The sequence below is a fragment of the Bradyrhizobium sp. USDA 4354 genome (genome assembly GCF_054060315.1).
Genome location: NZ_JBSSDC010000001.1, coordinates 676,055 through 702,617 on the forward strand (window position 1 = coordinate 676,055; position 26,563 = coordinate 702,617).

Sequence of the window (26,563 nt, forward strand, 5' to 3'; positions counted from 1 at the left end):
GCGCCGCTCATCTGCAAATGCTGCGTCGCCTAAACGATGAGAGAAATGCTTCCACGAGCAGATTCAGGTCGCATCGGCCACGAATGAATCTGAGCAGGTATCAACCGCGTGCCGCCGCGTGTCTGCATTCGGTGCATGCAGAACGAGCGACACAATCTAAAATGTTCGTCGATAATGCCACAATCTAAACGCTAGTAAAGCCCTGCGGCCGTGGTCTTGCGAACGGCAGTTCTCGCCGTGAGATACGAGAACCGCCCGAGGACGGTTTCGTCTCGCCAGGTCAATATTCGATGGCGAGCCGCTTGCGGATTTCGTCGACGCGCTTGTCGAGCGCATCGAACCGCGCGTGCACCGAGCGGTCGTGGAGATAGAAGACGTAACCGCCGGCAAGGAGCGCGAAGATCCAATGGTGATGCTCGACATAGCCAAAAATCGCCTCGGCGGCCTGGCCGATGAATGTGACCACGCTCCACACGAATTCCATCGCATTTCCTCCCGGCGCTTCCTCGTCGGTCGCCGGCGATCTCCACATCTGGCGGCCGGTCCCCGGAACCTAGCATGGCCCCCTTGCGGCGAGTAGCGGCTCGCTGAACGGTGACGGCAAAGCCGATTGCAGCCGCGGCGAAACTCTGCGAAGTCTCGTCCGTTCGCATGACCCGCTTGATCTGACGATCCGGACCCGCCAATGCCTTCTGTCTTCGAGACGTCACCCACCGCCACCCCGATCACCTTCGTCACCAAATCGAGCTGGGATCAGGTCGCCGAGATGCTGCCGCCGGCGCAACGCCAGTTCGCGCGGGCCAGCGCCTTTGCCGCCAAGCCTGGCGGCTATCTGGCGCTGCCCGCGCCCGACGGCGCGATCGCGCAGGTGCTGTTCGGCCTCGAGGACGAGGGTGCCGGATCGCGCGACCTGTTCAGGCCGGGCGCCCTGCCCGGCCTGCTGCCGCCGGGCACCTATCGCTTTGCCAATGCACCGCACGATGCGCGGCTGGCGGCGCTCGCCTTCGCACTGGGGTGCTACCGCTTCGCCCGCTACCGCAAGGCTGATCGCCCCGAGGTCCGGCTGGTGCCGCCTGACGGTGTCGACCCGGCCGAGATCGAGCGGATTGCTGATGCCGCCATGCTGGCGCGCGACCTCATCAACACGCCGTCCAACGACATGGGCCCGTCGGAGCTCGCCGCGGCCGCCCAAGCACTCGCCGCCGAGTTCGGCGCAAGCTTCGCCTGCACCGTCGGCGAGGAGTTGGAGAAGCACTTCCCGCTGATCCACGCCGTCGGCATGGCCTCCAGCCGCGCGCCGCGGCTGATCGACATCAGCTGGGGCGACCCCGCCCATCCCAAGGTGACGCTGGTGGGCAAGGGCGTGTGTTTCGACACCGGCGGGCTCGACCTGAAGCCGTCGAGCGGCATGCTGATCATGAAGAAGGACATGGGCGGCGCCGCCAACGTGCTGGCGCTCGCGCGCATGGTGATGGATGCAAAGCTGAAGGTGCGGCTTCGTGTGCTGATTCCGGCGGTGGAGAACGCCGTCGCGGGCAATGCCTTCCGCCCGCTCGATATCTTCACCTCGCGCAAAGGGATCACGGTCGAGATCGGAAACACCGACGCAGAAGGCCGGCTCGTGCTCGCCGACGCGCTGGCGCTGGCCGATGAGGAGAAGCCCGATCTGCTGATCGATCTGGGCACGCTGACCGGCGCGGCACGCGTGGCGCTCGGGCCGGATCTGCCGCCCTTTTACACTAATGATGAGACGCTGGCCGCCGACGTCGCGCGCTGCGCGGTGAAGGAGAACGATCCGTTGTGGCGCATGCCGCTGTGGCCGCCCTACGATGCCTGGCTGGACTCCAAGACCGCCACCATCACCAACGCCCCGTCGGGCGGCTTTGCCGGCTCGATCACCTGCGCCCTGTTCCTGCAGCGCTTCGTCGAGCACGCCAACAGCTGGCTGCATGTCGACATCTACGGCTGGACGCCGTCAGCGAAGCCGGCACGGCCCGAGGGTGGCGAGTGCCAGGCCGCGCGCGCCATCTACGCACTTTTGAGCGAACGCTATGCATGACCCGCGGCTGACGCCGGCGCGGGGCGACCTCGCCGCGAAATATCTCGAAGGCAAGGTCGAGGCGGAGCGGTTCGTCGAGGGCGAGGAATTCGAGGTGATCGACGCGCTCGCGCCCGTGCGCGAGCAACCGTCCTCGAACGCCATGCTGATGACGGAGGCGTTGCGCGGCGAGCGCGTCACGATCTACGACCGCAACGACGAAGGTTGGGCCTGGGGCCAGCTTGCCTCCGACGGGTACGTCGGCTGGCTGCCGGATGCCGCGCTGATGAAGCCGACGGCGGCGCCGACGCACAAGGTGATCGCACTCCGGACGTTTGCGTTTCCCGGCCCGTCGATCAAGCTGCCGCCGGCCGACACGCTGGTCCTGGGGTCAAAGCTCACCATCGTGCGCGAGGATGAGACCTTCGCGGTGACGCGCGAAGGAACGTTCTTGCCAAGAACGCATCTCGCGCCGCTCGATCATCGCGACCCGGATTTCGTCGCAGTGGCCGAGCGGTTCGCCGGAACCCCCTATCTCTGGGGCGGCAAGAGCAGTTTTGGTATCGATTGCTCGGGCCTGGTACAGGTCTCGCTGACATCGGCCGGGATCGGCTGCCCGCGCGACAGCGACATGCAGCAGGCCGGCCTCGGCCGCGCACTGGAGTCGCATGAGCGAGGCAAGCTCCAACGCGGCGATCTGATCTTCTGGAGGGGCCATGTCGCCATCGTGCGCGACGGCAGCACCATGGTTCACGCCAATGCCTATCACATGGCGACCGTGATCGAGCCGATCGAGCCAGCGCTCGCGCGGATCAGGCAGGCCGGCAGCGAGGTCGTCGCGATCAAGCGGCTATAGTGCACCTTCGTAGGTAGAGCGTAGCGAAACCCATCGCTTTGAGGCCGCGTCGTTCGAATGATGGGTTTCGCTGCGCTCTACCCATCCTACCGGAGACTACGTCGCCACCGCCCCGTTCCCGGCCGTCTCAAGCCGGAACGCCGCCGCGAACAGCGCGCGGGTGTAATCCGTCTTCGGGTTCCTGAACAGCTCGGCGGCCTGCCCCTCCTCGACCACCTTGCCGCCGCGCATCACGATGAGATGGCTGGCGAGCGAGGCGACGACGCGTAAGTCGTGCGAGATGAACATGTAGGTGAGATCGCGCTTGCGCTGGAGCTCGCGGAGGAGATCGACCATCTGCGCCTGGAACAGCATGTCGAGCGCGCTGGTCGGCTCGTCCAGCACGACGAAGTCCGGCTCCAGCACCACCGCGCGCGCGATGCTGATGCGCTGGCGCTGGCCGCCGGAGAATTCGTGCGGATAGCGGAAGCGCGTCTCCGGATCGAGCCCGACGTCTTCCAGCGCCTTGACGACGCGCGCCTCGCGTTCCTCGCGCGACAGCCCCGGCTGATGCACGGAGAGGCCCTCGGCGATGATGTCGGCGACCGACATGCGCGGCGAGAGTGAGCCGAACGGATCCTGGAACACGATCTGCATGTCGCGCCGGAACGGGCGCATCTCCTTGAATCGCAGGCCCTGAATGTCTTTCCCTAAGAACAAGATGCGGCCGTTCGAGGAGATCAGCCGCAGCAGCGCCAGCCCCAGCGTGGTCTTGCCGGAGCCGGATTCTCCGACGACGCCGAGCGTCTCGCCCTTGCGCACGGCGACGCTGACGCCGTCGACCGCCTTGATGTGGCCGACCGTCTTGCGCATCAAGCCGCGCTTGATCGGAAACCACACTTTCAGATCATCGGCCGACATCACCACCGGCGCACCCGGCTGCGGCGGCGCCGGATCGGGCTTCGGTTCGGCCGCGAGCAGGTCGCGTGTATAGGGATGTTTCGGGCTCTTGAAGACCTGCTCGACGGGCCCCTGCTCGACGATCACGCCGCCCTTCATGACGCAGACGGTGTCGGCGATGCGGCGCACGATGCCGAGATCGTGGGTGATGAACAAGAGGCTCATGCCGAGCCGGGAACGGATCTCGGCGAGCAGCGCCAGGATCTGCGCCTGCACGGTGACGTCGAGCGCCGTGGTCGGCTCGTCCGCGATCAAGAGGTCCGGCTCGTTGGCAAGCGCCATCGCGATCATCACGCGCTGGCGCTGGCCGCCGGAGAGCTGGTGCGGATAGCTCTTCAGCCGCGTCTCGGGCTCGGGGATGCCGACCTGCGTCAGCAGCTCTAGCGTCCGCTTGCGCGCCTGCGCATTACTGGTCGGATTGTGCAGCTGGATGATCTCGCCGATCTGCGCCTCGATCGTGTGCAGCGGATTGAGCGAGGTCATCGGCTCCTGGAAGATGATCGAGATGTCGCTGCCTCTGATCTCCCGCATCTGCTGTTCGGACTGGTCGATCAGCTCCTGCCCTTTGAAGCGGATGCTGCCCGAGGGATGCGAGGCGTTCGGATACGGCAAGAGCTTCAGGATCGAGAGCGCGCTGACCGACTTGCCGGAGCCGGACTCGCCGACCAGCGCCACGCACTCGCCGCGCTTGATCTGGAACGAGACCTTGTCGACTGCGAGCGTGGTGGCGCCGCCCTGGTGGAAGGCCACCGAAAGGTCGCGCACGCTGAGCAGGGGCTGGTTGATCGCGTCCATGTGCCTTACCTGAACGTCTTGCGCGGATCGAAGGCGTCGCGCACGGCTTCGCCGATGAAGATCAGGAGCGACAGCATGATGGCGACCGAGAAGAAGCCGGAGAAGCCGAGCCAGGGCGCCTGCACATTGGCCTTGGCCTGCGACAGGAGCTCACCGAGCGAAGGCGATCCCGGCGGCAGGCCGAAGCCGAGGAAATCGAGTGCCGTCAGCGTCATCACCGACGAGGAAACGATGAAGGGCAGGAACGTCATGGTGGCGACCATCGCGTTCGGCAACAGGTGGCGGAACATGATGACCGGGTTGGAGACGCCGAGCGCCCGCGCCGCCTGGATGTATTCGAAATTGCGCCCACGCAGGAACTCGGCCCGCACCAGACCGACCAGCGAAACCCAGGAGAACAGCAACAGGATGCCGAGCAGCACGAAGAAGCCGGGCACGAGTACCGAGGACAGGATCAGGAGGAGATAGAGCGAGGGAATCGCGGTCCAGATCTCGATGAAGCGCTGAAAGATGAGATCGACCCGGCCGCCGAAATAGCCCTGCACCGCTCCCGCCGCGATGCCGATGACGGACGAGACGATCGTGAGACAAAGGCCGAACAGCACCGAGATGCGGAAGCCGTAGATCAATCGCGCCACCACATCGCGGCCCTGATCGTCGGTGCCAAGCCAGTTGTATTCGAGATCGCGGCAGCTCTTCAGCCCCTTCTTCTCCACCACCGGCTTGCACTGCTTCTCCGTCAGCATCCAGGTCGGCGGCGAAGGCGCCGGCGTCGGCAGGTCGAGATTGTGGGTGTCGTAGGAGTAACGGATCAGCGGCCAGACGATGCTGCCGCCCTTGTCCTTGATCAGCTTCTGCAGGTACGGATCGCGATAGTCGGCCGCCGTCTCGAAATCGCCACCGAAGGTCGTCTCCGAATAGGTGACGAAGGCCGGCCAATAGAGACGGCCGTCGAATTTGATCAGGAAAGGCCGATCGTTGGCGATCAGCTCCGCAAACAGCGAGACCACGAACAAGCCGATGAAAATCCAGAACGACCAGTAGCCGCGCCGGTTGGCTTTGAAGTTCTGCCACCGCCGCCTGTTGAGTGGCGAAGGCGCGAAGGGCTTGCGCGTGATCGGCACGACCCCTCCCAGCGGAGACTTGGCCGTGGTCTCGATCGGCGTCGGCGCGGTAATCGTCATCAGACCTCCCGCGCCTCGAAATCGATCCGGGGGTCGATCCACATATAGGTCAGGTCGGAGATCAAATTGATCACGAGGCCGACCAGCGAAAAGATGTAGAGCGTGCCGAACACCACGGGATAGTCGCGGTTGAGCACGCTCTCGAAGCTGAGCAGCCCGAGCCCATCCAGCGAGAAGATGGTCTCGATCAGAAGCGAGCCTGAGAAGAAAGCGTGGATGAAGGTCCCGGGGAATCCGGCGATCACGATCAGCATCGCGTTGCGGAAGACGTGGCCATAGAGCACCCGGCTCTCACTGCAGCCCTTGGCACGCGCGGTCATGACGTATTGCTTGCGGATCTCGTCCAGGAACGAGTTCTTGGTCAGGAACGTCATGGTGGTGAACGCGCCAAGCCCCATGGCGATCAGCGGCAGCGTCAGATGCCAGAAGTAATCGATGATCTTCCAGTACCAGGGAAACTGCGACCAGCCGTCCGAGGTCAGTCCGCGCAGCGGGAACCAGTTGAAGAACGAGCCGCCCGCAAACAGGATGATCAGGAGGATCGCGAACAGGAAGCCGGGAATCGCATAGCCGAGCACGAGCACCGTCGACGTCCAGGTGTCGAACCGCGCGCCGTCGTTCACGGCCTTGCGAATGCCGAGCGGGATCGAGATCAGGTAGGTCAGAAGCGTCAGCCAGATTCCGAGCGAGATCGAGACCGGCAGCTTCTCCTTGATCAGCTGGAGCACGCTGACGTCGCGAAAATAGCTCTTGCCGAAATCGAACCGGGCGAAATTCCACACCATCAGCAGAAAGCGCTCCGGTGCCGGCTTGTCGAAGCCGAACTGCACCTCCAGCTTCTTGATGAAATCAGGATCGAGGCCCTGCGCGCCGCGATATTTCGAGTTGACGGCATCGCCCCCGGCCCCGACCTGCCCCGGCGCGCGCTGCGCAAAATCGCCGCCGCCCGAAATGCGCGACGTACCGCCGGTATCGGCACCCGAGAGCTGCGCGATCACGCGCTCGACCGGGCCGCCCGGCGCGAACTGCACGACAACGAAGGACACGAAGAGGATCCCGAGCAGTGTCGGGATCATCAGGAGGATGCGACGGGCGATATAGGCGCTCATGGCTACTTCGCCTGCTCGAGCTTGGCCGCCTTGGCGGGCTCATGCCACCAGATGTCAGGCGCGCCGACGCCGTTGGCATAACGCGGCAGCTTCTGCGGATGGCCGAACTGATCCCAGTAAGCCAGCCGATGCGTCTTGTTGTACCATTGCGGCACCCAATAGCGGCCGGCGCGGAACAGGCGATCGAAAGCGCGGCAGGCGACGGTCAACTCTTCGCGGCTGTCAGCCGCCATGATCTTCTCGATCATGGCATCGATCGCCGGGCTGGCGACGCCCGCGAGATTGTATGAGCCCTTGGTGTTCGCCACCTGCGAGGAGAAGAACGCGCGCATGGCATCGCCCGGCGTCGCCGACATGCTGAAACGCTGGATCGTCATGTCGAAATCGAAATCTTCCTGGCGCGCCTTGTGTTGCACGGCATCGACCAGGCGGACGCTCGCCTCGATACCGAGCGTCGCGAGATTCTTGATGTAGGGCGCGTGGTGCGGCTGGAACGAAGGTTCGTCCAGCAGGAACTCGATCCTGAAGATCTCGCCGTTCGGCAGCACCCGCTTGCCATCCTTGATCGGCACGCCGGCGTCGTTCAGCAGTTGCTGTGCCTTGCGCAACAGGCTGCGGTCTTGCCCGGAGCCGTCGGAGGTCGGCGGCGTGAACGGCGCCGCAAACACCTCGTCGGGAACCTGGCCGCGAAACGGCTCCAGCAGCTTCAGCTCTTCCGGCGAAGGCGGCGCATTGCCCGCCATGAGGTCCGAGTTCTGGAACGGCGAGACCGTGCGGGCATAAGCGCCGTACATGATGGTCTTATTGGTCCATTCGAAGTCGAAGGCATTGATCAGGGCTTCGCGCACGCGGGGGTCCTTGAATTTGTCGCGCCGCGTATTGATGAACCAGCCTTGCGCGCCGGAGGGCGTATCGTCGGGCACGACCTCCAGCTTAACGCGACCGTCCTTCACCGCGGGGAAGTCATAGCGCGTCGCCCAGATGCGCGAGGTGAACTCCTCGCGGTAGAGATAGCTCTTGCCGGTAAACCCCTCGAAGGCGACATCGCGGTCGCGATAGAACTCATAGCGCACGACATCGAAATTGTAGCTGCCGCGGCAGGGCGGCAGATCGGCAGCCCACCAGTCCTTCACCCGCTCATACTCGATAAAGCGATTGACCTCGAACCTGCCGACCTTGTACGGACCGGAGCCCAGCGGAGTCTCCAGAGACGATTCGTCGAACGGGCGAGACGCGTAATACGCCTTCGAAAAGATCGGCAGGCTGGCGACATAGAGCGGCACGTCGCGCGCGCGGCCCTTGGCAAAAGTGACGACGAGCGTCGCATCGTCGAGCGCTTCCGCGCTAACCATGTCGCGCATCTGCACGATAATGAGCGGATGGCCCTTGGTCTTGAGCGCCGTCAGCGAAAACGCCGCATCATGCGCGGTGAGCTTGGTGCCGTCGTGGAATTTCGCCTCGGGTCGAATGGTGAAACGATAGACAAGCTTGTCCGGCGATATCTGCACGGATTTGGCGGCTAGCCCGTACATCGCATCGGGCTCGTCGTTTGCACGCACCATCAGCGGCGCAAACGTCATGTCCATGCCCTGCGCGCCGTCGCCCTTCAGGATGAAAGCGTTGAGCGAGTTGAAGGTCTGGTAGGACTGGTTGTACGAGCGCACCGACGGAATCAGCGAGAACGTGCCGCCCTTCGGCGCACCGGGATTGACATAGTCGAAATGGTGGAAGTCGGCGGGATATTTGAGATCGCCGAATGCCGAGATGCCGTGAGCCTCAATTCCCGCTTCCGATGCATGCGCACCACGCAACGGCTGCGCGCCCAGCGACGCCCCGAGGGCGCCGCCGACACCCAAGGCCAGCACATGGCGGCGTGACACTTGCGTCATGCGGGAAATGTCCTTCACGATTTCTTCGCGATCCGTGCCGCCTTGTCTGCGTCGTACCACCAGATGAAGGGGAAGCCAGACTGACCGTATCTGGGCAATTCCGCCGGCCGACCGAAGCGGTCCCAGCGCGCGGTGCGCACCTTTGGATAATTCCACTGCGGCACGACGTAATGATTCCACAGCAGCACGCGGTCCAGCGCCTTGGTTGCAGCGACGAGATCGTCGCGATCGGTGGCGTAGATGACCCGCTCGATCAGCTTATCGATCGCCGGATTCTTGATGCCGGCGATATTGCGCGAACCGGCGATGTCGGCCGTCTTGGACGACCAGAACTCGCGCTGCTCGTTCCCCGGCGACTGCGACTCGCCCCACGAGTTCGTGACGATGTCGAAATCCCACTCGCGGGTCCTGTTCTCGTATTGGGTCGGATCGACCGTTCGCACGCTGACGGCAATGCCGAGCCGCTCCAGCGACGGCTTGTAGAACAGCGTGATTCGCTCGAAGCTCGGATCCGAGTTCAGCAGCTCCAGGGTGAATTGGGCGCCGGTCTTGACGTCGATCAGCTTGCGGTCGCGCACCTCATAACCGGCCTCCTTGAACAGCCGCAGCGCCTCGCGCAGATTGTCGCGCACGGCCTCCGGACTGCCGCCGACCGGATTGGTGTAGGCCGTGGTGAAGACTTCGGGCGGGACCTGGGCGCGGACGGTCTCGAGGATCTCGAGCTCCTTGCCTTGCGGCAGGCCGGTCGCCATCAGATCTTCGATGCCGTCGAAATAGCTGCTGATGCGCTTGTACTGACCGTAGAAGATCTGCTTGTTCATCTCCTCGAAATCGAACGCGTAATTGAGCGCACGACGCACGCGCGGATCGCTGAACTTGGCGCGGCGCAGGTTCGGCACGAAAGCCTGCATGACGCCCGAGCTGCGATTGGCGAATTCCTCGAGGATCACCCGCTTTTCGCTCACGGCCGGGAAGTCGTAGGCGGTTGCCCAGTTCTTCGCGCTGTTCTCGGTGCGCCAATCGACCTGGTCGGCCTTGAAGGCCTCGATCGCGACAGTGGCGTCGCGGAAGTATTCGTAGCGCAGCTCGTCGAAATTGTTGCGGCCCACATTGATGGGAAGATCGCGACCCCAATAGTCCTTGACGCGCTCCAGCGCGATCGACCGTCCTGCCACAAATTCCTTGATCCTGTAGGGGCCGGAACCGAGCGGCACTTCCAACGTGGTCGCCGAGACATCGCGCTTGCGGCCCTGCGCGTCCGTGCCCTCCCACCAATGTTTCGGCAAGACGATCAGCTGCCCCACGATCTGCGGCAGTTCGCGGTTGCCGGGGGCGTCGAACACGAACTTCACCTCGCGCTCGCCGACCTTCTCGGCCTTCACCACATGACTGTAGTAAGCCGAGTACATCGGATGGTGCTTCTTGAAGGAATCGAGCGAGAAGATCACGTCCTCCGGCGTGACGGGCTTGCCGTCATGCCATTTCGCCTGCGGCCGCAAGCGGTAGGTGACGAAGGAGAAGTCGTCGGGGTGGCTGACCGCTTCGGCCAGCGCGCCGTATTCGGTCGAGACCTCGTCAAGCGAGGGCGTCGTGAGGGATTCGTAGATGAAGGCGACGGCACCGGCGACCTGCCCCTTCACACCCGATACGACGATGTTGAAATTGTCGAAGGTGCCAACGGCGATCTGGCGCGCGACGCCGCCCTTAGGCGCTTCCGGATTGACGTAGTCGAAGCGCTTGAAATCGGCGGGGTACTTGATCTTCCCGAACAGCGACAATGCATGGCGCCAAGGCAGCCCGCTTGAAGGCAGTTCCGTTGCGGATTGCGCACGCGCCGCGCCGACGGAAACGCCCGCGACGGAACCGAGGGCGGGGAGCGCTGCGACGGCAGTGCCGGTGAGTAAGAGATCGCGTCGGGTAATGGCCAAATCAACATCCCTGTCTTGAAGGAGGCTACTCCTTTAAGTTCCCAATATAGGCGAGGTTTCGACCGAATATGTTGCTTTTTCCTCATCTTGGAAGCCCCGGCGGCGTATCGGATGCGGCCAAACGCCCCGATAACGTCGCCGCGAGGCCCGGATAAGGAAACGGCCAGGCTTTCCAGCCTGGCCGCAATTCCAAGACAGGTTTTGGGGACCTTACTTCGACGCCGTCGGCAGCGGCTGAGGATGCTCCGACAACGAGTTCAGATAGGCAATGACATCGGCGCGCTCGGAATCCTTGGGAATACCGGCAAAGCCCATCGCGGTGCCCGGAACGAAGCCCTTCGGATTGGCTAGGAACTTGTTGAGGTCATCGAACGTCCAGGTGCCGCCCTTGGCCTTCATGGCAGCCGAGAAGTTGAAGCCGCCGCGGCCCTCACCCCTCTTCTCGCCGACGACGCCATAGAGGTTCGGACCGACACGATTCGGTCCACCCTTCTCGAAGGTGTGGCAGGCGCCGCATTTCTTGGCGGCGGCAGCCCCCTTCTCGACGGAGGCAGTCTGGAGCAGCTTTTCGATCGGCTCGGCGGAGGCTGCTGCGGCGCCGCCTTCCTTGCCGTGGCCGGCATCTTCCTTCACTGCGATCTCAAAGCCCGGCTTTTCCGGCATCTTGGGCGAGAACAGTGCTTGGGCGGTAAAGCTGGTCACCAGCAGAAAGAGACAGGTACCAAGCACGGCACCCATGATTTTATTGAGTTCGAAAGAGTCCATTTCCGGCCAGGCCCCACCGCAAGAAGGAAACAGCGGCCCAGATGGCCGCCAGGACGAGCCTCGGGAGAATCAAAAACGTTCCTTATTGTTTCCCCGAGTTTTGCCATTGAGATATCGGTTTGCCCGGGGTCTGGCAACCCGTATAAGCGACGGCGCTTTCAGCCCGTCCCCACTCCATTTCTCGGCGCGGAAAACGCCCCGTTTGCAGGCTCTTGACCCAGACCTTTGAACCCGATGACCGATCCTCGCATCCTGGTGCTGATCCCGGCCCGCATGGCCGCCACCCGCCTGCCCGGCAAGCCGCTCGCCGATATCGCGGGATTGCCGATGATCGTGCATGTGCTGCGCCGCGCCGAGGCCGCGGCAATCGGCCGGGTCGCGGTCGCCACCGACACCGACGAGATCGCCTCGATCGTGACCGCCCATGGCGGCGAAGCCGTGATGACCCGCCCCAACCACCCCTCCGGCTCGGACCGCATCCACGAGGCCATGCGGAAGCTCGATCCCGAGGGCAAGGCCGAGATCGTGATCAATCTCCAGGGCGACTTCCCGACCATCGCGCCGGCAACGATCCGCGAGGTGCTGCCGCCCTTCGACGACCCCGCAGTCGACATCGTGACGCTGGCCTCGCAGATCCACACCGAGGAGGAGGACCTTGCTCCGAGCGTGGTGAAGGCGGTCGGTTCGCCGATCGGGCCGAAGCGGTTGCGGGCACTTTATTTCACCCGCGCCACAGCCCCTTACGGCAACGGACCGCGATACCACCACATCGGCCTTTATGCCTATCGCCGCGCTGCGCTGGAACGGTTCGTGTCGCTGCCGCCTTCGCCCCTGGAACGCCAGGAAAGCCTGGAGCAACTCCGGGCGGTGGAGGCCGGCATGCGGATCGACATCATGATCGTCGACAGCGTGCCCCGCGGCGTCGACACGCCGCCCGATCTCGAAACCGCGCGCAGCATCCTTTCCAAATCCTGAGCCGCTGCTACAAGGCCGAGCATGAGCAAGATGAAGATCGCATTCCAGGGCGAGCCCGGAGCCAACTCCCACATCGCCATCGTCGAGGCCTATCCCGACGCCGAGCCGATGCCCTGTGCCACCTTCGAGGACGCCCTGTCGGCGATCTCGTCAGGCGAGGCCGATCTCGGCATGATCCCGATCGAGAACTCGGTCGCCGGCCGCGTCGCCGATATCCATCACCTGCTGCCGGCCTCCGGCCTCTTCATCATCGGCGAATGGTTTCTGCCGGTCCGGCACCAACTGATGGCGGTGAAGGGGACCAAGCTCGAAGACATCAAGCGCGTGGAGAGCCATGTGCATGCGCTCGGCCAGTGCCGGCGCATCATCCGCAAGCTCGGCATCAAGCCGATCGTGCACGCCGATACCGCCGGCAGCGCCCGCGACATTTCCGAGCGCAAGGACAAGACGGTCGCGGCGATCGCCTCGCGCCTTGCCGCAAAGATCTACGGCCTCGACATCCTCGCCGAGGATATCGAGGACGAGGCCCACAACACCACGCGCTTCGTGGTGCTGGCACGCGAGCCGAAATGGGCGCCCCAAGGCACCGGCCCGCTCGTCACGACTTTTGTTTTCCGCGTACGCAATTTGCCGGCCGCGCTCTACAAGGCGCTCGGCGGTTTCGCCACCAACGGCGTCAACATGACCAAGCTCGAGAGCTACATGGTCGACGGCAATTTCTTCGCCACGCAGTTTTATGCCGACGTCGACGGCCACCCCGACGACAAGGGCCTTGCGTTTGCGATCGAGGAGCTGAAATTCTTCTCCCGCGAATTCCGCATCGTCGGCGTGTATCCGGGACATCCGTTCCGGGCGACATTCAGCGAAGCGCAGGATTGATGGTGTCCCGGACGCGCGAAGCGCGAGCCGGGACCCAGAGGCCACAAGACACGGAGCTACGATGGGCCCCGGCTCTGCAGCGCACCGCTGAAGAAGCGCTGCGCTGCGTCCGGGGCACGATAGCCTTGTAACTAAGCCGCGCTCTTCACCAGCCCGAACGCCTCCGCGAGCAGCGAATACGACTTCTTCCGCGCCTCGTGGTCATACACCGCCGTGATCACCATCAGCTCGTCCGGCTTGCTCGCGTAGATCAAGGGCTGCAGCTTCTTCTGCACCGTCGCGGGGCTGCCGACGAACAGGCGCGAGCGGTTGCGGAGGATCGAGGTGCGCTCGGCGTCCGTATACGGATAGGCCATCGCCTCCTCGACGCTTGGCAGCGGCAGATATTGACCGCGGTCGCGGCGAAGGCGGTTGAGGTCGAAGGAAGAGGCGAGCCTTTCGGCCTCCTCATCGGTATCGGCCGCAATGACGGCGACCGCAAGGATCGCATGCGGCTCCGCGCGCCAGGCTGAGGGCTGAAATCGATTGCGGTAATGCACCATCGCATCGATCGCGTCATGGGAGGCGAAATGATGGGCGAAGGCGAAGCCCATGCCGACCTGGGCGGCCAATTCCGAGGAATAATCGCTGGAGCCGAGCAGCCAGATCGGCGGCAGCCTGGTATCGTCGGGCATCGCGACGACGTTGTTGTAGGGGTGCCCTGCGGGGAATTCGCGGGTCTCCCACAGGATCAGCTCGTGCAGCCGCTCCAGGAAATCGTCGCCCTCGCGACGGTCGAGCCGGCTTCTGAGCGCATAGGCCGTGGCACCATCGGTGCCCGGCGCGCGGCCGAGGCCGAGATCGATCCGGCCGGGAAACAGCGCCTCCAGCATCTTGAAGCGCTCGGCCACCACCAGCGGCGCGTGGTTGGGCAGCATCACGCCGCCGGAGCCGACGCGGATGTGCTTCGTCACCGCCGCGATCTGGCCGATCATCACGTCGGGCGCAGGGCTCGCGACGGAGGCGAGATTGTGATGCTCGGCGAGCCAGTAGCGGACATAGCCGAGCCCGTCGACGTGGTGCGCCAGGTCGATGCTGTTGCGCAGCGCGGCGGCGGGCTTGGTGCCGGTAGTGACCACGGAGAGGTCGAGGACGGAGAGCGGGATCATGGCGGCATAACGTAATGGAGGCCGGCGCGGCGGCAATGGGCTAGCTCCGCAGATCTGATGCGTGCCGGCCGTGCGGCCACGTGCCCCGGTCGAGCCGGAACGGTGGGATGAAGATAACCTAAACTACGCAAAATTCGCGCTGCCCACATAGGATCAGCAACCCAAGGCCGAATCAGACTCAGGTCAATACACTGACATACATCAATAATTGTTTCATCTGCGATTTCCCACTCGGACCGACATATGTTCAATAATTTCGTAATTGTTGGGGTAAGTGGGCCATTTCCCATCACCGATGGGCTGTCGATCCAACCGGTTTTGCCCTATCTTAGGCCGCCCGAGCTAGATGCGGCTGCTGGCCTCCGGCGGCTGAGCGAGATACTTGGAGTGAGTGGTGCCATGACCGATCTGACGACGCCTGCCCAACCCGACGGGCAAGACGGGCACCTGAAGCCGCCTGCGATCTCCTTCGAGTTCTTTCCGCCCAAGACCGAGGAGATGGAGCGCAATCTCTGGGAGACCATCAAGCGGCTGGCCCCGCTCGAGCCGAAATTCGTCTCGGTGACCTATGGCGCCGGCGGCTCGACCCGCGAGCGCACCCATTCGACCATCGCCCGCATCCTGCAAGAAACCGCGCTGCTGCCGGCCGCGCACCTAACCTGCGTCGGCGCCTCTCGCGGCGAGATCGACGAGATCGTCGACCGCTATCACGAGGTGGGCGTGCGCCACATCGTGGCCTTGCGCGGCGATCCCGTCGGCGGCATCGGCACACCCTATTCCAGCCATCCCAAGGGTTACCAGAGCTCGGCCGAGCTCGTGGCGGGGATCAAGAAGCGACACAGCGATATCGAGGTGTCGGTCTCGGCCTATCCCGAGAAGCACCCGGAAGCGCGCGACTTCGATGCCGATATCGACACGCTGAAGGCCAAGGTCGATGCCGGCGCGACGCGCGCGATCACGCAGGTGTTCTTCGATAACGACCTCTACTTCCGCTATCTCGATCGCGTGCGTGCGCGCGGCATCAACATCCCCGTAGTGCCGGGCATCATGCCCATGCACAATTTCAAGCAGGCGCGCAATTTCGTCACCCGCGCCGGCACCACCGTGCCCGACTGGTTCGCCGCGAAGTTCGAGGGCCTCGATGACGACGCCGAGACCCGCAAGCTGGTCGCCGCGACCGTCGCCGCGGGCCAGGTGCAGAAGCTCGCCAAGCACGGCGTCGACACCTTCCATTTCTACACCATGAACCGCGCCGATCTCGTGTTCGCGATCAGCCATTTGCTCGGCATTCGCGCCAAGAGCGCGCAGAAGGCAGCGTAAGATGACCGCTCCCGTTTCTCCCAAGCGAACTGCCCTGCTGAACGCCGCACGCGAGCGCATTCTCGTGCTCGACGGCGCCATGGGCACGATGATCCAGAACCTCCAGCTCGACGAGGCCGCCTTCCGCGGCGAGCGCTTCAAGAATTTCCATCGCGACCTCCGCGGCAACAACGATCTTCTGATCCTGACCCAGCCGCAGGCGATCGAGGACATCCATGCCGCCTATTTGCGCGCCGGCGCCGACATCGTCGCGACCAACACCTTCTCGACAACCTCGATCGCGCAGGCCGATTACGACCTCACCGACATCGTCTACGAGATGGCACGCGAAGGCGCCCGCCTCGCCGGCAATGCCGCACGGCGCGTCGCAGCCGAGGACGGCAAGCCGCGCTTCGTTGCCGGTGCCATCGGCCCCACCAACCGCACCGCCTCGATCTCGCCCGACGTCTCCAATCCGGGCTACCGCGCCGTCACCTTCGACGACCTGCGCAAATCCTATGGCGAGCAGATCCGCGGCCTGATCGACGGTGGCGTCGACCTGTTGCTGGTCGAGACCATCTTCGACACGCTCAACGCCAAGGCGGCGCTCTATGCGATCGCCGAGATCACCGAAGAGCGCGGCATCGACATGCCGGGGATGGTGTCGGGCACCATCACCGATAAGTCCGGCCGCCTGCTGTCGGGGCAGATGCCGGAAGCGTTCTGGAATTCGGTGCGGCATGCCAAGCCTGTGACCATCGGCTTCAACTGCGCGCTCGGCGCCGAAGACCTGCGCGCGCATATCGCCGACATCGGCCGCGTCGCCGACACGCTCGTGTGTGCCTATCCGAACGCCGGCCTGCCCAACGAGTTCGGCCAATATGACGAGACGCCGGAGTACATGGCGCGCCTGATCGGCGAGTTCGCCCGCGATGGCCTCGTCAACATCGTCGGCGGCTGCTGCGGCACCACGCCGGACCATATCGCGGCGATCGCTGCCGCGGTCGGTCCGCACAAGCCGCGCATCGTCCCTGAGATCGCGCCGCGCCTGCGCCTCTCCGGCCTCGAGCCGTTCGTGCTGACGGAGGCGATCCCGTTCGTCAACGTCGGCGAGCGCACCAACGTCACGGGATCGGCCCGCTTCCGCAAGCTGATCACCGCCGGCGATTACACCGCAGCGCTGCAAGTTGCGCGCGACCAGGTCGAGAACGGCGCGCAAATCATCGACGTCAACATGGACGAAGGCCTGCTCGACTCCGAAGCGGCGATGGTGACTTTCCTCAACCTCGTCGCGGCCGAGCCCGACATCGCGCGCGTGCCCGTGATGGTCGATTCCTCGAAATTCTCGGTGATCGAGGCCGGCCTGAAATGCGTGCAGGGCAAGCCGGTCGTCAACTCGATCTCGATGAAGGAAGGCGAGGAGAAGTTTATTCACGAGGCGAGGATCGCCCGCCGCCATGGCGCGGCTGTCGTCGTCATGGCGTTCGACGAGATCGGCCAGGCCGATACGTTCGCGCGCAAGACCGAGATCTGCAAGCGTGCCTACGACATCCTGGTGAACCGCGTCGGCTTGCCGCCCGAGGACATCATCTTCGATCCCAACATCTTCGCGATCGCGACCGGCATCGAGGAGCACAACAATTACGGCGTCGACTTCATCGAAGCGACGCGCTGGATCCGGCAGAACCTGCCGGGCGCGCATGTCTCGGGCGGCGTCTCCAATCTGTCGTTCTCGTTCCGTGGCAACGAGCCGGTGCGCGAGGCCATGCACTCGGTGTTCCTGTATCACGCCATCAAGGCCGGCATGGACATGGGCATCGTCAATGCCGGGCAGATGATCGTCTATGACGACATCGACCCCGAGCTGCGGCAAGTGTGCGAGGACGTCGTCCTCAATCGCGATCCCGGCGCCTCCGAGCGCCTGCTGGCGCTCGCGGAGAAATTCCGCGGCAAGAAGACGGAAGGCAAGGAGGCCGATCTCGCCTGGCGCGAATGGCCGGTGGAAAAGCGGCTATCGCATTCGCTGGTGCACGGGATCACCGAGTTCATCGAGCAGGATACCGAGGAAGCCCGCAAGAAGTCCTCGCGTCCGCTCGACGTGATCGAGGGACCGCTGATGGCCGGCATGAACGTCGTCGGCGACCTCTTCGGCGACGGCAAGATGTTCCTGCCGCAGGTGGTGAAGTCCGCGCGCGTGATGAAGCAGGCTGTTGCTTACCTCATGCCATTCATGGAGGAGGAGAAGGCGCGCAACCTTGCGAGCGGCATCGGCACCGGGGGCTCCTCGTCGGCCGGCAAGATCGTGCTCGCGACGGTCAAGGGCGACGTCCACGACATCGGCAAGAACATCGTCGGCATCGTGCTCCAGTGCAACAATTTCGAGGTCATCGATCTCGGCGTGATGGTGCCGGCCGCCAAGATCGTCGAGACCGTGAAGGCGGAGAAGGCCGACATCGTTGGCCTCTCCGGCCTGATCACGCCCTCGCTCGACGAGATGGCGTTCTTCGCCGGTGAATTGCAGCGCGAAGGCCTGAAGCTGCCGCTCCTGATCGGCGGCGCCACCACGAGCCGCGTGCACACGGCTGTGAAGATCGACCCGAGCTATCGCGCCGGTCCCGTGGTCCACGTCAACGACGCCAGCCGCGCGGTCGGCGTCGCCTCCGCGCTGCTCTCGCCGGAGAAGCGCGAGGCCTATGCCGCCGAAGTGCGGGCCGAATACGCAAAAATCTCGGAGGCGCATCTGCGCGCGCAGGCCGACAAAAAGCGGCTCAAGCTCAGCGCCGCCCGCGCCAACCGCGTGCCGGTCGACTTTGCCGCCAACCGGCCGGTGAAGCCGACCTTCCTCGGCACCCGCAGCTTCGACGCATACGACCTCGCCGAGCTGGTGCCCTATATCGACTGGACGCCGTTCTTCCAGACTTGGGAGCTCGCGGGGCGCTTCCCGGCCATTCTCGACGACGCCAAGGTCGGCGAGGTCGCGCGCTCGCTTTACGACGATGCGCGCAAGATGCTCGACACCATCGTCAAGGAGAAATGGTTCCGGGCGCGCGCCACGATCGGCTTCTGGCCGGCGAATGCGCAAGGCGACGACATCGTGCTCTATGCCGACGAAAGCCGGACCAAGCAGATCGCGACGCTGCACACGCTGCGCCAGCAGCTCGAGAAGCGCGAGGGCCGCTTCAACGCCGCGCTCGCCGACTTCATCGCCCCCGCCGGCGTGCCCGATTATATCGGCGGCTTCGTCGTCACCGCAGGCATCGGCGAGGACGCGGTCGCCGATCGCTTCAGAAGCGCGAACGACGACTACTCCTCGATCCTGTGCAAGGCGCTGGCCGACCGCCTCGCCGAAGCCTTCGCCGAGCGCATGCATGCCCGCGTGCGGCGCGAGTTCTGGGCCTACGCGCCGGATGAGGCGCTCACCAACGAAGAGCTGATCCTCGAAAAGTATCAGGGCATCCGTCCCGCGCCCGGCTATCCCGCGCAGCCAGATCACACCGAGAAGGCAACGCTGTTCGCGCTGCTCGATGCCGAAGCGACCGCCGGCGTGAAGCTGACCGAAAGCTTTGCGATGTGGCCGGGCTCTTCCGTCTCAGGGCTCTATTTCGCGAATCCTGCGAGCTATTATTTCGGCGTCGGCAAGATCGAGCGCGATCAGGTCGAGGACTACGCGGCACGCAAGGGCATGAGCGTCGCGGAAGCCGAGCGCTGGCTTGCGCCGGTGCTCAACTACATCCCGTCGCAGCAGGACAAGACCTTTGCGGCAACGGCGGCGAACGACGAGATGCCGAAGGACCTCGCCTCGCATCCGCCGGGCTGCACCTGCGCGGTGCACCTCGTCTGGCAGAAAAAGCGCGCGGGGGCGGGTTAGGTCCGGCGCAAAAACAAAAAATGAGAAAACAACCCCATGCACAGTAGCGATGGGGTTGAAAAGGCTGGGCGATTTCGGTCTTGCCGAAACGAGTTGCGGCGTCGGGCAAAACACCCGTAATATTCCATCATCGCCTGCCGTGCCGTTTCGCACTCGGACGGATGCGCGCGCCCCGTTCGGAGACGTCAGAATAGCCCGCATGAGCGAAGCGATATGCGGGACCGGTCTGTTACGCGCGGTGATGCAAAGGCGGCGGACGGGTCCTGTAACTCTCCCACACGCACGATGCCCATCCTCCCCTGGAGGGGGGATCGGTTCGCATGCAGCGAAGCGGCATGCGGACCGAGGTGGGGTGAAGCCACGAACGAGATCGCGCTGAGAGCTTCGAGACTGCGAACAGAAGCAGCGAGATCGCTCGGATGGTCTGTCACCCCACCCCGCTCGCGCTTCGCGCGATCGACCACGGGCGAGCTGCGCTCGTCCCGGACCCTCCAGGGGAGGGTAAGCGGGTCTCACCCCTTCGGCGGCGCCAGCGGCTGCACGATTTCCTGGAACGGCGCCAGTGCCTCGCTACGCTCGGCATGTGCCGCGAGCGCCGGATAGCGCGATGCGTCGAACAGCTGCGGATGTGCCTCGCGGGTGAAGCGGACGACGCAGGCGACCGCGATGTCGGCATGGCCGATGCGCTCACCGAGCCAGTACGGCGTTGTCACCTTGGCGCGCTCGGTCTCCAGCACCTTAAGCACGTCAGCGATCTGCGCCTGGCAGCGCTCGACCCACAGCGCCAGCTGCTCCTTCCGCAGCACTCGCTCGTAGAGCAGGCTCACCGCCTTGTCGCCGAGACCGGAGGCGAGCGCGCAGATGCGCAAATGCCTGCGCCGCTCAGTGCCGCCGCGCGGCAGCATGGCCTTCTCGGGGCCGACGAGGTCGTCGAGATAATCGAGGATGATCATGCTCTCGATCAGCGCCTCGCCATCGTCGAGCACCAGGGTCGGCACCCGGCGCAGCGGATTGTGGGGCGCGATCTTGTCGGCATCGCCGAAGGTCGACCACGGCTTGTGCTCGAAGGCGAGCCCGTAAAGCCGCAGCGCAATCGCGACGCGGCGGACGAAGGGGGAATCATATTGGCCGATCAGGAACATGGTTCTCGCTCTTCTCAGTCATTGACCAAGGCAGGGCCGATCAGTCTTCACGACCAGCTCGGCGCGGCGCAACAAATATCTTGGGAATGGAGCATTGCGCCGGCTGCAACGACCCGCGACGGCCCTGCGCTCAAAGGCCGTCCTGGATGGAGCGCTTGATCGCGGCGATGGCGGTCTCGTTGCGCTTGTACATCGTCCACTGCTTGATCCGCTTGGCACGCACCAGCTTGGCTGATGTCAGCACCCGCATGTGCTCGCTCACCGTCGGCGCGCTGACGCCGAGCTTTTCGGCGATCAGCAATCCGCAGACGCCGTCCTCGACCAGGTCGCCATCGGCCTGCTCGCGAAAATGCTTCCGCGGATCCCGCAGCCATTCCAGGATCTGCAGGCGGCGTTCGTTGGCGAGCGCGCGCAAGGCGACGGCGAACTTCATTTAGCCATTTTGCTAATTATCTAATTGATGTCAACTCTCCCTTGGGCTATCCTGGATGGCATCATGACAGCGACAATGGACATCACGCGGGAGCGGATTGCGGCGACCGAGCCGGTCATCCGTCCGCATATCAGGCGCACGCCGCTTCTTCAGGCCGATCTCGCCGATTTCGGCCTGCCGGCAGCGCCTGTCACGTTCAAGCTCGAGATGCTGCAGCATTCCGGATCGTTCAAGGCGCGCGGCGCCTTCGCCAATCTGTTGCTGCGGCAGGTGCCGCAGGCCGGCGTCGTCGCCGCATCCGGCGGCAATCACGGCGCGGCCGTCGCATATGCGGCACAGCGGCTCGGCATTCCCGCCACGATCTTCGTGCCCGACATCACCTCGCCGGCCAAGGCCGAGCGGATCAGGAATTACGGCGCAAAGCTCGTGATCGCGGGCAATCGCTACGCCGATGCGCTCGCCGCGAGCGAGGCGCATGTCGCGCAGACCGGCGCGCTTGCCGTCCATGCCTACGATCAGGCCGAAACCCTGCTCGGCCAGGGCAGCGTCGGACTGGAGCTGGAGCAGGATGCGCCCGGCATCGACACGCTGCTGGTCGCGGTCGGCGGCGGCGGGCTGATCGGCGGCATTGCGGCGTGGTACGCCGGCAGGACGCGCATCGTGGCGGTCGAGCCGGAGCAATCGCCAACCCTGCACAGCGCGTTCGAAGCGGGCGCTCCGGTCGATGCGCCGGCCGGCGGCATTGCGGCCGACAGCCTCGCGCCGCGACGCGTCGGCGAACTGATGTTTCCGGTCGCGCGCGCCCATGTCGAGCGCGTCGTCCTGGTCAGCGACGATGCGATCCGGCAGGCCCAGGCCGCGCTGTGGTCGCACTTGCGCCTCGTGGCCGAGCCCGGCGGCGCTGCCGCCTTTGCCGCGGTGCTCTCCGGCCGGTATCGTCCGTCACCCGCTGAACGCGTCGCAGTTCTGGTCTGCGGCGCCAACACCAAAGCGGTGAATTTCGACAGCTGAACGGGAATGACATGACGGCACCGCGCGGACTGATCCTGATAGCGATCCTGCTGCCGATGATCGGCGCCGCCCACGCCCAGGACTGCCCGATCGACGACCGCCCGATCGGCTTTCTGACGCCATCGAAGAACATCGCCTGCCAGTTCTTCACCGACAACGGTCAGGGCGTGCTCCGTTGCGACATCATGAACATGGACGCGCGCCCGCGCCGGCCAGCCGACTGCGAGCTCGACTATGGCAACGCCTTCGAGATGAGCGCGAAAGGCGCTGCGGGCCGCATCTGCGCTGGTGATACCGTGATGAATCCCTCGCTGCCGGCGCTGGCCTATGGCGAGGTGTGGCAGCGCGGGGGATTTACTTGCCGGTCGGAGCAGACGGGATTGACGTGCTTCAATGCGATGCAGCGGGGGTTTTCGCTGGCGCGGGGGAGGCAGGAGGTGTTTTAGATATGATCCGCTCGCTCTTGATCATTTTGCAGGGTGTTGATCACGATCGGCACCGCGCAGGGCCAGAACGACATGACCGCCGAAAAACCTCCTTCACTGAGTATCCTGGGTGTCTACTCCTTCAGCGCGGATAAGGCTGCTTATGCCCGCTTCATCCGGGAGACGATCGACACCCACGATCCGCCCAATTTCAGCGAAGAACTGAAGGCTTTCCTGCGCACGGTCGGCAGAGGCGACGAAATCGTGCCGCTGACTCCTGAAGAGCGGCAGGATTGGGAGGACGAGCTGCGCTTCTATATGGACGACGCTGCGGTTCTCGAAGTGCTGGTGAAGAATCCGGACGCACGATTCAATCCCCATGACTTCGCTCAGATTGACCCGTCCAACCCCAAGGACCACTCAGAGATGGCGTGGAACGAGATGTTCCTGACCGCTGATGGCGAGACGGAGATCGAGACCGATTACAGGCAGAGGCTGCCTGCGACCAACGAGTATCGAGTGGTGTTCGTCATCCATCGTTGGGAGCCTGGCCTCCCGCTGCGCTCCAGCTACGGAGAGCTTCAGGCTCCTCCCGTGCAACCGCTGTCCGACCGGCTGTGGCGTCTCGCTCCCTATGATCCTCCCGAACCGAGTGTTCGTGCGATCCAGTGACTTGAGGGGGCATTTGCTATCCTGGATCACACTTCGCCCTCGATTTGGTGGGCGACGACCATGCCCACACTCCGTCATTGCGAGCGCAGAAGCAATTCAGGAATCTTTCCGCGGCGGCAGCCTGGATTGCTTCGTCGCAAGGGCTCCTCGCAATGACAGGGTGAGAGGTGTGTTGTCTCATGCCGGGACCGTGCGCAGCAGCTCGTGTATGATGAGGCCGTCGCCGCATTCTCCGTCATTGCGAGCGGAGCGAAGCAATCCAGCAATCTTTCCGCGGAGACAGGCTGGATTGCTTCGTCGCATCACCGCAAAATTGCTTCGCAATTTTTTCGCGAGCCCCTCGCAATGACGGGGTGAGACTTGCGCGAATATTCCCGCGCTTCGTTGCCGTGGCTTCTCGCATTCATCCGCTGGTTGTGTTATCGTGAATGCTCTCCAGCCGAGTACGATCATGAAGCAGCCTTGCGTCTACATGTTCGCCAATCGCCGCAACGGGACGATCTATACAGGCGTCACATCCAATCCGCCTCGTCGTGCATTCGAGCATCGTGAAGGCTTGGTGAAGGGGTTTTCTTCGAAATACGGATGCAAGCTGCTCGTCTGGTTTGAACTGCACGCGACCATGACCGACGCCATTGCGCGCGAGAAGCAGATCAAGGGCGGCAGCCGGGCCGACAAGCTGGCGTTGATCGACAGCGTCAATCCGGACTGGAAGGATCTGTACGACACGCTAATCTAACAGCGACAAAGACCGCCACGGTTACGGCTGGATGTCGCCGCATTCTCCGTCATTGCGAGCAGAGCGAAGCAATCCAGAATCTTTCCGAGGAGGCAGGCTGGATTGCTTCGTCGCAAGAGCTCCTCGCAATGACGTGGGGAGGCAGCCGCGCGCACTACTCAATGATCGGCACATGCCTCGCCGCATCGCGCGGCGCGGTGCCATCGAGGCGCGGATCATCGGCGATCTCGATCTGGCGGCGGAAGGCACGGAAGCCGGAGCGCTGGTAGAATGCGACGGCGGAGGGATGATCGAAGGTGCAGGTGTGGACCCAGACGCGGCGGAGGTCGCGTGACCACGCAATCTCCAGCGCGCGGTTCATCAGGAAGCGGGCGGCGCCGGTGCCGATCAAGGGCGCGGTGACGCCGAAATAGACCAGCTCGCACTGGCCGGGCTCGCGGAAGTCCAACTCCAGCAGGCCTTCGTCGCGGCCGTGCAGGACGAGGGCATAGACCTCGACGTCAGGCACGTGGATGATTGCGGCGAGCTCGGCGTCTGTCATGTGCGGCCGCGCGAGCCACAGCCAGTTCTCACCGACGCGGCGATAGAGATCGCGGTACCAGGCAAGCGCGGGGGCATCGACCTTACGCAGGGACCAGTTTCCCGGCGGGTCGTCACGGCGCGCGGGAGGTGCGGTCATCTCCAGATGCGTGACGACGGCGGCGATCTTGCCGGCGGGGACGTCGGAATAGCCCTCGGGGAGGATCATGCTTGGTTGGTCCATTTCATCGCGGGTGGCTCCGAGCCGGCGCCACACACTCCGTCATTGCGAGCGAAGCGAAGCAATCCAGAATCTTTCTGAGGAGGCAGTCTGGATTGCTTCGTCGCAAGAGCTCCTCGCAATGACGACGTGGAGGCAGTTGAGCGCGCCTCGCGACATCGAGCTGCGAGGCTGTGCCGACGCCTACCCCTCCCCCTCGTCACTCGCCAGCACGCCCTTCACTGCCCTTGCCCAGCCGGCGAGTTTTCGTTCGCGCGTCGCCTGGCTCATGTTCGGCTTGAAGCGGTGTTCGAGGCGCCAGTTGTCGGCGAACTTGGTCGGCTCGGGATAGACGCCCGCATTGAGGCCGGCGAGGTAGGCGGCGCCCAGCGCCGTGGTCTCCTGGATCACGGGACGATCGACCGGCGCGTCCAGGAGATCGGCGAGGCGCTGCATGGTCCAGTCGGAGGCGGTCATGCCGCCGTCGACGCGGAGCACGACGCTGGCGGTTTCCGAGCTCGGCCAGTCCGCGCGCATCGCGGCCCAGAGATCGAAGGTCTGGTAACAGACGCTCTCCAGCGCGGCGTGGGCGAGCTCGGCCGGGCCGGTGTTGCGGGTGAGGCCGAACAGCGCGCCGCGGACGCGCGGATTCCAGTAGGGCGCGCCCATGCCGACGAAGGCGGGAACGAGATAGACGCTCTGCATGGAATCCGACTGATCGGCAAGCGGTCCGGTCTCGGCGGCGTGCTTGATGATGCCGAGGCCGTCGCGCAGCCATTGCACCGCCGAGCCGGCGACAAAGATCGAGCCTTCCAGCGCGTAGGTGCGCTTGCCCTCGAGCTGATAAGCGACGGTGGTGAGCAGCTTGTTCCTGGAGACCACGGGCGTGGTGCCGGTGTTGAGCAAGGCAAAGCAGCCGGTGCCGTAGGTGGACTTCATCATGCCCGGACGGAAGCAGGCCTGGCCGATGGTCGCCGCCTGCTGGTCGCCGGCGATGCCTGAGATCGCGATGGAGCCGCCGAACAGATCCGGCGTGCTCTCGCCGAAGCGGGCGGAGGAATCCTTCACCTCGGGCAGCATCGAGCGCGGCACGCCGATGATCTCCAGCAGCTCGTCGTCCCACTCGCCGGTGTGAATGTTGAACAGCAGCGTGCGCGAGGCATTGGTGGCATCGGTGGCGTGGACCTTGCCGCCGGTGAGGCGCCAGAGCAGATAGCAATCGATGGTGCCGAACATCAATTCGCCGCGCGCGGCGCGGGCGCGGGCGCCGGGCACGTGATCGAGGATCCAGGCGACTTTCGTTCCGGAGAAATAGGGATCGATGATCAGGCCGGTCTTCTGCGAGATCACGGGCTCGCGGCCTTCCGCTTTCAGTTTCGCGCAGATGTCGGCGGTGCGGCGGTCCTGCCAGACGATGGCGCGGTGCACGGCCTGGCCCGTGGCACGGTCCCACACCACGGTGGTCTCGCGCTGGTTGGTGATGCCGATCGCGGCGATGTCCTTGGCGGTGATGCCGGCGTGCTCGATGGCCTCGCGGCAGACCATCACGGTCGAGGTCCAGATGTCCTCCGGCTCGTGCTCGACCCAGCCGGACGCCGGAAAATGCTGCGGAAACTCGGCTTGCGCCTTCGCCGCGATGGAAATATCGCCGCGAAACACGATCGCGCGCGAGGAGGTGGTGCCCTGGTCGATGGCGAGGACGAAAGACATGGAAGTTACCTTGGCGTTTT

At 64.3% G+C, this 26,563-nt stretch carries 22 protein-coding genes; 10 read left to right on the forward strand and 12 right to left on the reverse strand.

Translation table 11 applies throughout. The features are described from left to right. Positions 1-280 precede the first annotated feature (280 nt). The gene (locus tag ACVIIV_RS03255) at positions 281-484 is read right to left on the reverse strand and encodes a hypothetical protein (protein WP_456742880.1); all 204 of its coding nucleotides are present in this window, start codon (positions 482-484) and stop codon (positions 281-283) included. A gap of 201 nt (positions 485-685) precedes the next feature. On the opposite strand from ACVIIV_RS03255, the gene ACVIIV_RS03260 reads away from it, so the two are divergent. Then, positions 686-2,059 carry a leucyl aminopeptidase family protein gene (locus tag ACVIIV_RS03260; RefSeq protein WP_456742881.1) on the forward strand — a complete coding sequence of 458 codons (1,374 nt, stop codon included), beginning with the start codon at positions 686-688 and terminating at the stop codon, positions 2,057-2,059. Further along, positions 2,052-2,894 carry a C40 family peptidase gene (locus ACVIIV_RS03265; protein ID WP_456742882.1) on the forward strand — a complete coding sequence of 281 codons (843 nt, stop codon included), beginning with the start codon at positions 2,052-2,054 and terminating at the stop codon, positions 2,892-2,894. Before ACVIIV_RS03260 ends, ACVIIV_RS03265 begins: the two co-directional genes overlap by 8 nt. A 96-nt stretch (positions 2,895-2,990) precedes the next feature. Here the strand turns inward: ACVIIV_RS03265 and ACVIIV_RS03270 are convergent, their stop codons facing one another. The 6 genes from ACVIIV_RS03270 to ACVIIV_RS03295 all read right to left on the reverse strand — a co-directional run bounded on the left by ACVIIV_RS03270 (position 2,991) and on the right by ACVIIV_RS03295 (position 11,503). Then, positions 2,991-4,628 (reverse strand): ABC transporter ATP-binding protein, encoded by a 1,638-nt coding sequence (locus tag ACVIIV_RS03270; protein WP_456742883.1) that lies wholly within the window; start codon positions 4,626-4,628, stop codon positions 2,991-2,993. Between the two features lie 5 nt (positions 4,629-4,633). After that, positions 4,634-5,812 (reverse strand): ABC transporter permease, encoded by a 1,179-nt coding sequence (locus ACVIIV_RS03275; protein ID WP_456742884.1) that lies wholly within the window; start codon positions 5,810-5,812, stop codon positions 4,634-4,636. Beyond that, positions 5,812-6,921 carry a microcin C ABC transporter permease YejB gene (locus tag ACVIIV_RS03280; RefSeq protein WP_456742885.1) on the reverse strand — a complete coding sequence of 370 codons (1,110 nt, stop codon included), beginning with the start codon at positions 6,919-6,921 and terminating at the stop codon, positions 5,812-5,814. The genes ACVIIV_RS03275 and ACVIIV_RS03280 overlap by 1 nt, the downstream gene beginning before the upstream one ends. Positions 6,922-6,923: 2 nt before the next feature. Next, positions 6,924-8,810 (reverse strand): extracellular solute-binding protein, encoded by a 1,887-nt coding sequence (locus ACVIIV_RS03285; protein ID WP_456742886.1) that lies wholly within the window; start codon positions 8,808-8,810, stop codon positions 6,924-6,926. Positions 8,811-8,824: 14 nt separating this feature from the next. Next, positions 8,825-10,738, reverse strand: coding sequence for an extracellular solute-binding protein (locus ACVIIV_RS03290; protein WP_456742887.1), 1,914 nt, complete (start codon positions 10,736-10,738; stop codon positions 8,825-8,827). A gap of 210 nt (positions 10,739-10,948) precedes the next feature. Beyond that, entirely contained in the window at positions 10,949-11,503 is a 555-nt protein-coding gene (locus ACVIIV_RS03295) for a c-type cytochrome (protein WP_456742888.1), read from the reverse strand. 234 nt (positions 11,504-11,737) lie between these two features. Between ACVIIV_RS03295 and ACVIIV_RS03300 the strand changes: the two genes are divergently transcribed. Together ACVIIV_RS03300 and ACVIIV_RS03305 are read left to right on the forward strand one after the other, a co-directional pair. Beyond that, complete coding sequence (locus ACVIIV_RS03300; RefSeq protein ID WP_456742889.1) at positions 11,738-12,478, forward strand: 3-deoxy-manno-octulosonate cytidylyltransferase; 741 nt, start codon at positions 11,738-11,740, stop codon at positions 12,476-12,478. Positions 12,479-12,499: 21 nt separating this feature from the next. After that, positions 12,500-13,357, forward strand: a complete 858-nt coding sequence (locus ACVIIV_RS03305; RefSeq protein WP_456742890.1) for a prephenate dehydratase — start codon at positions 12,500-12,502, stop codon at positions 13,355-13,357. A 131-nt stretch (positions 13,358-13,488) separates the two neighbouring features. On the opposite strand, the gene ACVIIV_RS03310 is transcribed toward ACVIIV_RS03305, so the two are convergent. Continuing rightward, the gene (locus tag ACVIIV_RS03310) at positions 13,489-14,505 is read right to left on the reverse strand and encodes an LLM class flavin-dependent oxidoreductase (RefSeq protein WP_456742891.1); all 1,017 of its coding nucleotides are present in this window, start codon (positions 14,503-14,505) and stop codon (positions 13,489-13,491) included. Positions 14,506-14,904: 399 nt separating this feature from the next. Here ACVIIV_RS03310 and metF point away from each other — a divergent pair, with 399 nt between their 5' ends. Continuing rightward, positions 14,905-15,825, forward strand: coding sequence for a methylenetetrahydrofolate reductase [NAD(P)H] (gene metF / locus ACVIIV_RS03315; RefSeq protein WP_456742892.1), 921 nt, complete (start codon positions 14,905-14,907; stop codon positions 15,823-15,825). A gap of 1 nt (position 15,826) precedes the next feature. Next, a complete protein-coding gene (gene metH, locus ACVIIV_RS03320) occupies positions 15,827-19,672 on the forward strand; it encodes a methionine synthase (RefSeq protein WP_456742893.1) in 3,846 nt (1,281 codons plus the stop codon). A gap of 512 nt (positions 19,673-20,184) precedes the next feature. On the opposite strand, the gene ACVIIV_RS03325 is transcribed toward metH, so the two are convergent. Continuing rightward, a complete protein-coding gene (locus tag ACVIIV_RS03325; RefSeq protein ID WP_456742894.1) occupies positions 20,185-20,814 on the reverse strand; it encodes a glutathione S-transferase family protein in 630 nt (209 codons plus the stop codon). 130 nt (positions 20,815-20,944) lie between these two features. Next, positions 20,945-21,247, reverse strand: a complete 303-nt coding sequence (locus ACVIIV_RS03330; protein ID WP_024340569.1) for an ArsR/SmtB family transcription factor — start codon at positions 21,245-21,247, stop codon at positions 20,945-20,947. A gap of 27 nt (positions 21,248-21,274) precedes the next feature. Here ACVIIV_RS03330 and ACVIIV_RS03335 point away from each other — a divergent pair, with 27 nt between their 5' ends. The 4 genes from ACVIIV_RS03335 (at position 21,275) to ACVIIV_RS03350 (ending at position 24,094) form a co-directional block, all read left to right on the forward strand. Continuing rightward, a complete protein-coding gene (locus tag ACVIIV_RS03335) occupies positions 21,275-22,258 on the forward strand; it encodes a threonine/serine dehydratase (protein WP_456742895.1) in 984 nt (327 codons plus the stop codon). A gap of 11 nt (positions 22,259-22,269) precedes the next feature. After that, entirely contained in the window at positions 22,270-22,704 is a 435-nt protein-coding gene (locus tag ACVIIV_RS03340; protein WP_456742896.1) for a DUF6636 domain-containing protein, read from the forward strand. A 33-nt stretch (positions 22,705-22,737) separates the two neighbouring features. Further along, positions 22,738-23,355 (forward strand): hypothetical protein, encoded by a 618-nt coding sequence (locus ACVIIV_RS03345; protein ID WP_456742897.1) that lies wholly within the window; start codon positions 22,738-22,740, stop codon positions 23,353-23,355. Between the two features lie 451 nt (positions 23,356-23,806). Further along, positions 23,807-24,094: a GIY-YIG nuclease family protein gene (locus ACVIIV_RS03350; protein WP_456742898.1), complete on the forward strand. Its 288-nt coding sequence runs from the start codon at positions 23,807-23,809 to the stop codon at positions 24,092-24,094. 154 nt (positions 24,095-24,248) lie between these two features. On the opposite strand, the gene ACVIIV_RS03355 is transcribed toward ACVIIV_RS03350, so the two are convergent. After that, positions 24,249-24,842, reverse strand: a complete 594-nt coding sequence (locus ACVIIV_RS03355) for a GNAT family N-acetyltransferase (RefSeq protein WP_456742899.1) — start codon at positions 24,840-24,842, stop codon at positions 24,249-24,251. A 195-nt stretch (positions 24,843-25,037) separates the two neighbouring features. Next, a complete protein-coding gene (gene glpK, locus ACVIIV_RS03360) occupies positions 25,038-26,543 on the reverse strand; it encodes a glycerol kinase GlpK (protein ID WP_456742900.1) in 1,506 nt (501 codons plus the stop codon). Positions 26,544-26,563: the final 20 nt, after the last annotated feature.